This is a genomic window from Pseudomonas sp. HMWF006 (genome assembly GCF_003061205.1).
GTDB lineage: Bacteria > Pseudomonadota > Gammaproteobacteria > Pseudomonadales > Pseudomonadaceae > Aquipseudomonas > Aquipseudomonas monsensis.
The window spans coordinates 1-10,308 of the sequence record NZ_QAIU01000124.1 but is presented as its reverse complement, the minus strand read 5'-3'; the positions used below and the strand labels follow the sequence as shown (position 1 = coordinate 10,308).

Below are 10,308 nucleotides of genomic sequence, written 5' to 3'. Positions count from 1 at the left end.
CGTGAGCCAGACGGGTCAGCGGGCCGACCAGATCGGTGTTCGGACCGAACTCCATCGGGTTCTCGCCCGCGCCGATTTCGAGGTCGCCGCCCATGCCGGCGGTGAGGTTGACGATGATGTCGACGTCGGCTTCGCGGATGCGCTCCATCACCTCGCGATAGAGCGCCACGTCACGGCTGAACTTGCCGGTCTGCGGGTCGCGCACATGGCAGTGCACAACGGTGGCGCCGGCCTTGGCTGCTTCAACGGCAGCAGCGGCGATCTGTTTCGGGGTGACCGGCACGTGGGGGCTCTTGGCGGTCGTGTCGCCAGCACCGGTGAGTGCGCAGGTGATGATGACGTCGTGGTTCATGGTGCGGTTTCCTTCAGGCGTGATGGGTCTGTTCGCAGCCCTGTTTCGGGCTGCGAAGCGTCAGTCAGTCCCCTCTCCCCGGAGATAGGGTGAGGGGCTGTTCAATCGAGGGTTATTTGCTGGTCAGTTGCAGGTTTTCAGCAGCCGGTTTGCCGTCGAAGGTGGTCACACCGTCGAGCCAGCGCTGCTTGTCTTCCGGGTGATCCTTGAGCCACTGCCTGGCCGATTCGAAGGCGTCTTTGTGATCGAGCAGCGGTTGCATCATCCGGCTCTCGTCTTCGGCGGTGAACGTCAGGTTGCTCAGCAGACGGCCGACGTTCGGGCATTGTTCGGCGTATTTCGGCGCGGTGACGGTCCAGACGGTGGCCATGCCTTCGTTCGGGCCGAGGGCGTCGTCGCTGCCGGAGAGGTAAGTCATTTTTACGTTGACGTTCATCGGGTGCGGCGCCCAGCCGAAGAACACCACGGCCTCCTTGCGGCGCACGGCACGGTCAACGGCGGCGAGCATCCCGGCTTCGCTGGACTCGACCAGCTGGAATTTGCCGAGACCGAACTGGTTCTTGGCGATCATTGCCTTGATCTGCGTGTTGGCGCCCGAACCCGGTTCGATGCCGTAGATCTTGCCACCCAGTTCTTTCTCGAATTTGGCGATGTCGGCGAAGGTTTTCAGGCCCTTGTCGGCCAGATAGGTCGGCACGGCGAGGGTGGCGCGGGCGTCCTTCAGGCTCGGCGCCGGCAGAACCTTGACCTGATTGGCGTCGACGAACGGGGTGATGGTCTGGGTCATCAGCGGGTTCCAGTAGCCGAGGAACAGGTCCAGGCGCTGATCGCGGATCCCGGCGAAGATGATTTGCTGGGAGGCGCTGGTTTGTTTGGTGCTGTAGCCGAGGCCGTCGAGCAGGACCTGGGTCATGGCACTGGTGGCGATCACGTCGGTCCAGTTGACCACACCCATGCGCACGTTCTGGCACGAGGCGGGTTCGGCCGCCATGACGCTGGCGCTCAAGAAAGCGGTACCGCTGAGTGCAAGAACACAGCTGCTGATCAGTCGTTTCATGTCGGGTTCCTCGGCAGGTCGTTTATTGTGGTTCCCGGCGTCTGATGCGCCGGTGATGCCAAGTTACGCAGCTACGCCCCCGTAAAAACGCACTGCGGCGACTGGCATTTGCACTGTAGCGACCTGCGCGCTTGAACGCTGACGACAATCGGCGTATCAACGATCCACGCTCCCCTCCCTCTCGTTACCCGCGAATCGAGTGCGCCCATGTCCCAGGATTTCTATTTCTTGCTGATGCCGGGGTTCTCCGCCATCGGCTTTATCTCTGCGATCGAACCGCTGCGGGTGGCCAACCGCTTTCGTGGCGAGCTGTATCGCTGGCACGTGCTCAGTGCTGATGGCGGGGCGGTGCTGGCGAGCAATGGCATGTCGGTCAACGCCGATGCGGCGCTGGAGCCGCTGAAGAAAGGTGCGACGTTGTTGGTGGTGGCCGGGTTCGAACCGCTGAAGTTCGCCACGCCCACCCTCGAGCACTGGTTGCGACGGCTGGACAACGAAGGCGTGACCCTCGGCGCGATCGACACCGGCAGCTTCGTGCTCGCTGAGGCCGGTTTGCTCGATGGTCATCGCCTGACCCTGCACTGGGAGGCCATTGACGCGTTCAAGGAATCTTATCCACAGCTCAGCGTGACCCAGGAACTGTTCGAGATTGACCGCCGGCGCATCACCTCGGCCGGCGGCACCGCGTCTATCGACTTAATGCTCGATCTGATCGCCCAGGCCCACGGCCCGCAACTGGCGATTCAGGTCAGCGAGCAGTTCGTATTGGGGCGGATCCGCCCGCGCAAAGACCACCAGCGCATGGAAGTCGCTACGCGTTATGGGATCAGCAACAAAAAACTGGTGCAGGTGATTGGTGAGATGGAGCAGCACAGCGAGCCGCCACTGACCACGCTGCAATTGGCGGATTCGATCAAGGTGACGCGGCGGCAGCTCGAGCGTTTGTTTCGGCTGCACTTGAATGACACGCCGAGCAATTTCTACCTGCGCCTGCGCCTGGAAAAGGCCCGGCAGCTACTGCGCCAGACCGACATGAGCGTGCTCGAAGTCAGCATCGCCTGCGGGTTTGAATCTCCGTCCTACTTCACCCGCAGCTATCGCGCACGCTTTGCGCGCTGCCCCCGTGAAGACCGGCGTACCGCCCAGGCCTGATCTTGAGACCAGCAAATAAACCTGTGGGAGCGAGCTTGCTCGCGAACGCGGTAGATCATTCGAAAAAACTGTCGACTGACACTCCCTCTTCGCGAGCAAGCTCGCTCCCACATGGATTTACTGTGCTTGCGCGAACAGGTTACTTCTTCACCAGCGCCGAACACGCCGCTTTGTAAGCCTCATGCTGATACTTGTTCAGCGTCCCCGGCAGCTCGAAATTATGCTTCTTCGCCTGCGCGTTGATCGTCTGCGGCGACAACAGCGTCACTTCACACCCGTCCAGCAGTTGAAACACACCCTCGATCTTGAACGTGGTCGGCCCACCGGCAAACTCGCCCTTCTTGCTGCGTTTCTTGATCGCAATCCGGTCAACCGAATTCTCCCGCACAAACGACGCCAACTGCGCCGCAAAGAGCTTCACGTTCGCCGCCTCGTCATCGTCTTCGAGGGCAATCTTCTTGGTGGCGAGGGGAACGTGGCTCAGGTTCGAACCGTCGAGAGCGGCCACGGCGATGATCGCTTCGCTGCCTTTGATTTCGATGCCGCAGATGTTCATGGGGAATTCCTTGAAGTGAAGAGGGCAGCTTACAGCTCAAGCTGATTGGCGGTGATGCCGAACGCCGCTGCAATTTTCTCGCGAGTGGCCTTGCGTGGCTTGGCGACTGTTTCCTGCTGGGCAAACGCCGGTTGCGAAATACCCATGCGTTTGGCGACTTCTTCCTGAGTCAGGTTGAGGTGTTCGCGCCAGGCACGGATCGGTGTTGCCCCGTCGACCATGCGACTGACAACCTCATGGGGAATCAGGTCGGGCTGCATTTTTTGCGCAACGTACTGCGCGTACGGAATGACCACAAAGGCTGGTTTGCCCTCGGCGTCATTAATGATTTGGATGTCAGTAGATGCGTTCATCGCGTTTTATGACCTCTTGAATACTGACCACTTTGATTGCTCCGTCCCAGTCGAACATCACTCGATAATTGCCGACACGCAGGCGGTAGGAGTAGTCATGGCCAATCAGTGCTTTGACATTGCCCACATCAGGCATGTCGGCAAGCGCCGTAACAGCATCCCGAACCTTTACCTGATGCACAGAATGCAATTTCAAGAGTTGCTTAACGGCCTTTCGTGTCCAGTGGATGCTGTTCATGGAAGAATATAAGTCTTTTATAAGATTCGCGAATCTTTACTTATATTTTCAAGGCGACCAATCAAGAACTGTTGTCAGCATATTGCGTGAAAGGCCCGTAGATCGGAGCTTTCACGCAATAGGTGTAGGCGAAGTCGGCATGTGCCGTAAGAAGAGAGTTTCACGAGGCAAATGCAAAAAGCAGTGCCAATTTTCCTTCAAATTTTGAGGACTATTCCTGCCCAATCGACTCCAAAAACTCCGACCGTTCATCACTCATCCGCGCCACGCAATCATTCTGCGCAATCGTGAACGCCTTGCTCCCCGCCGTAGCCGGAAACGCTTCCACCGCACAATCCGCGTCCCGCGTCTTCAACCACTGCTGCTGAGCCGTCTTGATCTTGGCGGTAATGTCCGCCAATTGCGTCGGGTTCTTGCCATACGCCGTCTGCATGCGTTCGTTGAGGCTGGCGTAGTTGTCCTTGAGCAGGTCTTCGGCGGTGGTGCGGCTGTAGGCCGAGCATTCCAGGGTCTGGACGTCGTTTTCCACCGCGTCGCACGGGTTGTTGTCGGTCTCTTCGGCGGCGTGTACGCCGGTCGCAATCAGGGCCAGGGCCAGGAAGATCGATTTCATGTTGTCGCCGCTCTAATCCAGTGGTGTCTCCAAGATGCGCCAGATTCTGGCTCAAGCTGGCGGGCTTGAACAGGTAGCTGATCGGAGCGTCCGGCGACCCTTTGTCGCGGATTGACGCTTTCGGCAATTCCCCTGTCGTTTTTGCACCCGGTCGCCCCTGCACCGAGGCATATGCTGGCCCCAAAGCGCCGGCAGACGATTCGGCGCATGAATCGCCAATAAGGGGACGCCTGATGAGCCCAGCCGAATTACACGCCGACAGCATCGTTATCGACGGTCTGATCATTGCCAAATGGAACCGCGAGCTGTTCGAAGACATGCGCAAGGGCGGTCTGACGGCGGCCAACTGCACTGTGTCGGTGTGGGAAGGCTTTCAGGCGACCGTGAACAATATTGCCGCCAGCCAGAAACTGATCCGCGAAAACAGCGACCTGGTGATGCCCGTGCGCACCACCGCCGACATCCGTCGCGCCAAGGAGCAGGGCAAGACCGGCATCCTCTTCGGCTTCCAGAACGCCCATGCGTTTGAAGACCAGATCGGCTATGTCGAGGTGTTCAAGCAGCTCGGCGTCGGCATTGTGCAGATGTGCTACAACACCCAGAACCTGGTGGGCACCGGTTGCTACGAGCGTGACGGCGGCCTGTCGGGCTTCGGTCGCGAAATCGTCGCCGAGATGAATCGCGTCGGCGTCATGTGCGACCTGTCCCACGTCGGTTCCAAGACTTCTGAAGAAGTCATCCTCGAATCGAAAAAACCGGTCTGCTATTCCCACTGCCTGCCGTCGGGTCTGAAAGAGCACCCGCGCAACAAGTCCGATGAAGAACTGAAGTTCATTGCCGACCACGGCGGTTTCGTCGGTGTGACCATGTTTGCGCCGTTCCTCGCCAAGGGCATCGATTCGACCATCGACGACTACGCCGAAGCCATCGAATACACCATGAACATCGTCGGCGAAGACGCCATCGGCATCGGCACCGACTTCACCCAGGGTCACGGCCAGGACTTCTTCGAATACCTGACCCACGACAAGGGCTACGCCCGGCGTCTGACCAGCTTCGGCAAGATCATCAACCCGCTGGGCATCCGCACCGTCGGCGAGTTCCCGAACCTGACCGAAACCCTGCTCAAGCGCGGCCACTCCGAGCGCGTGGTGCGCAAGATCATGGGCGAAAACTGGGTCAACGTCCTCAAAGACGTCTGGGGCGAGTAACGCTTACTCAAGACCGCCGCCGAGCTGCCCCCTCTCCTGCGGGAGAGGGCTGGGGTGAGGGCTGCGGCCAACACTGAATCTAATTTTTTCTGGAGTTAAGTTTCCATGGCCAAGATCGCCCCGCAATTGCCAATCGAAGTCGACAGCGAAACCGGTGTCTGGACCTCCGACGCCCTGCCGATGCTGTACGTGCCACGCCACTTTTTCGTCAACAACCACATGGGCATCGAGGAAGTGCTGGGCGCCGAAGCCTATGCCGAAATCCTCTACAAGGCCGGCTACAAGTCCGCCTGGCACTGGTGTGAAAAAGAAGCTGAATGCCATGGCCTGGAAGGCGTCGCGGTGTTCGAGCACTACATGAAGCGCCTGTCGCAACGTGGCTGGGGCCTGTTCAAGATTCAGGACATCGACCTCGACAAAGGCACCGCCAGCGTCAAGCTCGAACACTCGGCGTTCGTCTACGTCTACGGCAAGGTCGGACGCAAGGTCGACTACATGTTCACCGGCTGGTTTGCCGGGGCCATGGATCAGATTCTTGAGGCGCGTGGCAGCAAGATTCGCACGGTTGCCGAGCAAGTCTACGGTGGCTCCGAAGAAGGCCACGACGACGGCCTGTTCACCGTCAAGCCGTTGTAAGTCGAGGAACCCGCCATGGCTTTCGAAGCAATGTTCCAGCCGATCCAGATCGGCAAACTGACCATCCGCAACCGCGTGCTCAGTACCGCGCACGCCGAGGTCTACGCGACCGACGGCGGCATGACCACCGACCGCTACGTCAAATACTACGAAGAGAAAGCCAAGGGCGGCATCGGCCTGGCGATCTGCGGCGGTTCCTCCAGCGTAGCCATCGACAGCCCGCAAGGCTGGTGGAAATCGGTGAACCTGGCGGACGACCGGATCATTCCGCACTTCCAGAATCTGGCTGACGCCATGCACAAGCATGGCGCCAAGATCATGATCCAGATTACCCACATGGGCCGCCGCTCGCGCTGGGACGGTGAGCACTGGCCGACCCTGTTGTCGCCGTCGGGCATCCGTGAACCGGTACACCGCGCGACCTGCAAGACTATCGAGCCGGAAGAAATCTGGCGCGTCATCGGCAACTATGCCACCGCCGCTGCACGGGCCAAGGCCGGTGGTCTGGACGGTGTCGAACTGTCCGCCGTGCACCAGCACATGATCGACCAGTTCTGGAGCCCGCGCGTCAACAAGCGTACCGACGAGTGGGGTGGCAGCTTCGAAAATCGCATGCGTTTCGGCCTCGAAGTGCTCAAGGCTGTGCGCAAGGAAGTCGGCGACGATTTCTGCGTCGGCATCCGTCTGTGCGGTGATGAATTCCACCCGGACGGCTTGTCCCACGAGGACATGAAGCAGATCGCCAAGTACTACGATGACACCGGCATGATCGACTTCATCGGCGTGGTCGGCTCGGGTTGCGACACCCACAACACCCTGGCCAACGTTATCCCCAACATGAGTTATCCACCGGAGCCGTTCCTGCACCTGGCCGCCGGGATCAAGGAAGTGGTCAAGGCTCCGGTGCTGCACGCGCAGAACATCAAGGACCCGAACCAGGCCACGCGCATCCTTGAAGGCGGTTACGTCGACATGGTCGGCATGACGCGCGCGCACATCGCCGACCCGCACTTGATCGCCAAGATCAAGATGGGGCAGGTCGATCAGATCAAACAGTGCGTCGGCGCCAACTACTGCATCGACCGCCAGTATCAGGGGCTGGATGTGCTGTGCATCCAGAACGCCGCAACCTCCCGCGAATACATGGGCGTGCCGCACATCATCGAGAAATCCACCGGGCCGAAACGCAAAGTCGTGGTGGTTGGTGCCGGCCCTGCCGGGATGGAAGCTGCACGCGTGGCGGCCGAACGTGGCCACGACGTGACCCTGTTCGAGAAGAAAGAATTCATCGGCGGGCAGATCACTACCGCGTCGAAAGCGCCGCAACGAGACCAGATCGCCGGCATCACCCGCTGGTTCCAGCTGGAGCTGGCGCGGCTGAAAGTCGACCTGCGCCTGGGCACTGCTGCGGATGCGGCGACCATTCTCGACTTGCGTCCGGACGTGGTGGTGCTGGCAGTGGGCGGGCATCCGTTCCTTGAGCAGAACGAACACTGGGGCGCTGCCGAAGGGCTGGTGGTCAGCAGCTGGGACGTGCTCGACGGCAAGGTTGCGCCGGGCAAGAACGTGCTGGTCTACGACACCATTTGCGAATTCACCGGGATGTCGGTGGCGGACTTCCTCGCCGACAAGGGCAGCCAGGTCGAGATCGTCACCGACGACATCAAGCCGGGCGTGGCCATCGGCGGTACGTCGTTCCCGACTTACTACCGCAGCATGTACCCGAAAGAAGTGATCATGACCGGCGACATGATGCTGGAGAAGGTCTACCGCGAAGGCGACAAGCTGGTGGCGGTGCTGGAGAACGAATACACCGGCGCCAAAGAGGAGCGGGTGGTCGATCAGGTGGTGGTGGAAAACGGCGTGCGTCCTGACGAAGAGCTGTATTACGGGCTCAAGGACGGTTCGCGCAACAAGGGCCAGATCGACATTGACGCGCTGTTTGCGATCAAGCCGCAGCCTTCGTTGAGCACCACCGGTGACGGCTACTTGCTGTTCCGCATCGGCGACTGCGTGGCGCAGCGTAATACCCATGCTGCCATCTACGACGCGCTCAGACTGTGTAAAGACTTCTAAAGGCTTGCACACAACCCTGTGGGAGCGAGCTTGCTCGCGAAAGCGGTGGATCAGTCGACATCGATGTTGAATGTCAGTCCGCCTTCGCGAGCAAGCTCGCTCCCACAGTGACCGAGTAAGGCATCTCGACCTGCAAGACCCGAGGTCTTTGGGAGCTTCACCTATGTTGAACACCCTTCTTCCAATCCTGTTGTTCGCAGCCATCGCCCTTGCGGTGCTGGGCGCGTTGCGGCGGGTGGCCATGTGGCGTCGGGGCCGAGCCTCGAAGGTCGATCTGATTGGCGGCCTGTTCGCCATGCCCAAGCGCTACATGGTCGACCTGCACCACGTGGTGGCGCGGGACAAATACATCGCCAACACCCACGTCGCCACGGCCGGCGGTGCGGTGGCGTCGATCGTGCTGGCGATTCTGGTGCACGGTTTCGGCCTGCATAACCGCCTCCTCGGTTACGCGCTGCTGCTGATGACGGCGGTGATGTTCGTCGGTGCGATTTTCGTTTACCGGCGTCGGCTCAACCCGCCGGCGCGGTTGTCGAAAGGCCCGTGGATGCGCCTGCCGAAAAGCCTGCTGGCGTTCTCTGTCTCGTTCTTTCTGGTGACGTTGCCGGTGGCCGGGATCCTCCCGGAAAACTTCGGCGGCTGGCTGCTGGCGGCGATTCTCGGGATTGGCGTGCTGTGGGGCGTGTCGGAATTGTTCTTCGGCATGACCTGGGGCGGGCCGATGAAGCACGCCTTTGCCGGTGCCCTGCATCTGGCCTGGCACCGTCGCGCCGAACGCTTTGGCGGCGGCCGTTCCACGGGCTTGAAACCGCTGGATCTCAACGATCCAGCGGCGCCGCTGGGCGTGGAAAAACCCAAGGATTTCACCTGGAACCAGTTGCTCGGTTTTGACGCCTGCGTGCAGTGCGGCAAGTGCGAAGCGGCGTGCCCGGCGTTCGCTGCCGGCCAGCCGCTGAACCCGAAGAAACTGATTCAGGACATGGTCGTCGGCCTCGCCGGCGGCACTGACGCGAAGTTCGCCGGCAGCCCGTATCCCGGCAAGCCGATCGGCGAACACAGCGGCAATCCACATCAACCGATCGTCAACGGTCTGGTCGATGCCGAAACCCTGTGGTCGTGCACCACCTGCCGCGCCTGCGTCGAGGAATGCCCGATGATGATCGAGCACGTCGACGCCATCGTCGACATGCGCCGTCATCTGACCCTGGAAAAAGGCGCGACCCCGAACAAGGGCGCCGAGGTCCTCGAAAACCTCATCGCCACCGACAACCCCGGCGGTTTTGCCCCGGGCGGACGGATGAACTGGGCGGCGGACCTGAACCTCAATCTGCTCAGCGAAAAGAAGTCCACCGACGTGCTGTTCTGGGTTGGTGACGGCGCCTTCGACATGCGCAACCAGCGCACCTTGCGCGCATTCGTCAAAGTGCTGAAAGCGGCCAAGATCGACTTCGCCGTACTCGGCCTGGAAGAGCGCGACAGCGGTGACGTGGCCCGCCGTTTGGGCGATGAAGCGACCTTCCAGTTGCTCGCCAAACGCAACATCCAGACCCTGGGCAAATACAGCTTCAACCGCATCGTCACTTGCGATCCGCACAGCTTCCACGTGCTGAAAAACGAGTACGGCGCGTTCGACGGCCACTACCTGGTGCAGCACCACAGCACCTACATGGCGGAAATCATTCAGGCCGGCGCGCTGAACCTCGGTCAGCACAAAGGCAACAGCGTGACCTATCACGACCCGTGCTACCTCGGCCGCTACAACGGCGAATACGAGGCGCCGCGTGAAGTGCTGCGCGCCCTCGGCATTGAGGTCAAAGAGATGCAACGTTCCGGGTTCCGCTCGCGCTGCTGTGGCGGTGGTGGCGGCGCGCCGATCACCGACATTCCGGGTAAGCAGCGGATTCCCGACATGCGCATGGAAGACATCCGCGAGACCGGCGCCGAGCTGGTAGCCGTGGGTTGTCCACAGTGCACGGCGATGCTCGAAGGCGTGGTCGAACCACGGCCGCTGATCAAGGACATCGCCGAACTGGTGGCCGACGCGCTGCTCGAAGACGCCGCGCC

General features: G+C 60.7%; 11 protein-coding genes. 5 read left to right on the top strand and 6 right to left on the bottom strand.

All coding sequences use genetic code 11. From position 1 onward, the window contains the following. The coding region (locus DBR24_RS04770) for a 3-keto-5-aminohexanoate cleavage protein (protein ID WP_177490441.1) at window positions 1-352 on the bottom strand (352 nt) is incomplete at its 3' end. Window positions 353-464: 112 nt separating this feature from the next. Next, complete coding sequence (locus DBR24_RS04765) at window positions 465-1,409, bottom strand: choline ABC transporter substrate-binding protein (RefSeq protein ID WP_128614061.1); 945 nt, start codon at window positions 1,407-1,409, stop codon at window positions 465-467. 207 nt (window positions 1,410-1,616) lie between these two features. On the opposite strand from DBR24_RS04765, the gene DBR24_RS04760 reads away from it, so the two are divergent. Continuing rightward, window positions 1,617-2,561 (top strand): GlxA family transcriptional regulator, encoded by a 945-nt coding sequence (locus DBR24_RS04760; RefSeq protein WP_128614060.1) that lies wholly within the window; start codon window positions 1,617-1,619, stop codon window positions 2,559-2,561. 139 nt (window positions 2,562-2,700) lie between these two features. On the opposite strand, the gene DBR24_RS04750 is transcribed toward DBR24_RS04760, so the two are convergent. From DBR24_RS04750 to DBR24_RS04735, 4 genes are all read right to left on the bottom strand, one after another. Continuing rightward, on the bottom strand, window positions 2,701-3,117 hold the full coding sequence (locus DBR24_RS04750) for a DUF3010 family protein (protein WP_128614059.1): 417 nt from the start codon (window positions 3,115-3,117) through the stop codon (window positions 2,701-2,703). Window positions 3,118-3,146: 29 nt separating this feature from the next. Beyond that, the gene (locus tag DBR24_RS04745) at window positions 3,147-3,470 is read right to left on the bottom strand and encodes a helix-turn-helix domain-containing protein (protein ID WP_128614058.1); all 324 of its coding nucleotides are present in this window, start codon (window positions 3,468-3,470) and stop codon (window positions 3,147-3,149) included. Then, window positions 3,454-3,708 (bottom strand): type II toxin-antitoxin system RelE/ParE family toxin, encoded by a 255-nt coding sequence (locus tag DBR24_RS04740; protein WP_128614057.1) that lies wholly within the window; start codon window positions 3,706-3,708, stop codon window positions 3,454-3,456. The genes DBR24_RS04745 and DBR24_RS04740 overlap by 17 nt, the downstream gene beginning before the upstream one ends. Window positions 3,709-3,919: 211 nt before the next feature. Further along, on the bottom strand, window positions 3,920-4,321 hold the full coding sequence (locus DBR24_RS04735; RefSeq protein ID WP_128614056.1) for a lysozyme inhibitor LprI family protein: 402 nt from the start codon (window positions 4,319-4,321) through the stop codon (window positions 3,920-3,922). 233 nt (window positions 4,322-4,554) lie between these two features. Between DBR24_RS04735 and DBR24_RS04725 the strand changes: the two genes are divergently transcribed. The 4 genes from DBR24_RS04725 to dgcB all read left to right on the top strand — a co-directional run. Continuing rightward, window positions 4,555-5,532, top strand: a complete 978-nt coding sequence (locus tag DBR24_RS04725) for a dipeptidase (RefSeq protein WP_027610650.1) — start codon at window positions 4,555-4,557, stop codon at window positions 5,530-5,532. A gap of 105 nt (window positions 5,533-5,637) precedes the next feature. Next, window positions 5,638-6,168, top strand: coding sequence for a DUF5943 domain-containing protein (locus DBR24_RS04720; protein ID WP_008083165.1), 531 nt, complete (start codon window positions 5,638-5,640; stop codon window positions 6,166-6,168). A 15-nt stretch (window positions 6,169-6,183) separates the two neighbouring features. Further along, window positions 6,184-8,244, top strand: coding sequence for a dimethylglycine demethylation protein DgcA (gene dgcA / locus DBR24_RS04715; RefSeq protein ID WP_064589569.1), 2,061 nt, complete (start codon window positions 6,184-6,186; stop codon window positions 8,242-8,244). A 163-nt stretch (window positions 8,245-8,407) separates the two neighbouring features. Continuing rightward, on the top strand, window positions 8,408-10,308 hold a 1,901-nt coding region (gene dgcB / locus DBR24_RS04710), incomplete at its 3' end, for a dimethylglycine demethylation protein DgcB (protein ID WP_128614054.1).

What these genes read in the sequence shown, in the direction of transcription:
- DBR24_RS04765 (WP_128614061.1), bottom strand. Translation starts at nt 1,409, where the DNA reads ATGAAACGACTGATCAGCAGCTGTGTTCTTGCACTCAGCGGTACCGCT.
- DBR24_RS04760 (WP_128614060.1), top strand. Translation starts at nt 1,617, where the DNA reads ATGTCCCAGGATTTCTATTTCTTGCTGATGCCGGGGTTCTCCGCCATC.
- DBR24_RS04750 (WP_128614059.1), bottom strand. Translation starts at nt 3,117, where the DNA reads ATGAACATCTGCGGCATCGAAATCAAAGGCAGCGAAGCGATCATCGCC.
- DBR24_RS04745 (WP_128614058.1), bottom strand. Translation starts at nt 3,470, where the DNA reads ATGAACGCATCTACTGACATCCAAATCATTAATGACGCCGAGGGCAAA.
- DBR24_RS04740 (WP_128614057.1), bottom strand. Translation starts at nt 3,708, where the DNA reads ATGAACAGCATCCACTGGACACGAAAGGCCGTTAAGCAACTCTTGAAA.
- DBR24_RS04735 (WP_128614056.1), bottom strand. Translation starts at nt 4,321, where the DNA reads ATGAAATCGATCTTCCTGGCCCTGGCCCTGATTGCGACCGGCGTACAC.
- DBR24_RS04725 (WP_027610650.1), top strand. Translation starts at nt 4,555, where the DNA reads ATGAGCCCAGCCGAATTACACGCCGACAGCATCGTTATCGACGGTCTG.
- DBR24_RS04720 (WP_008083165.1), top strand. Translation starts at nt 5,638, where the DNA reads ATGGCCAAGATCGCCCCGCAATTGCCAATCGAAGTCGACAGCGAAACC.
- dgcA (WP_064589569.1), top strand. Translation starts at nt 6,184, where the DNA reads ATGGCTTTCGAAGCAATGTTCCAGCCGATCCAGATCGGCAAACTGACC.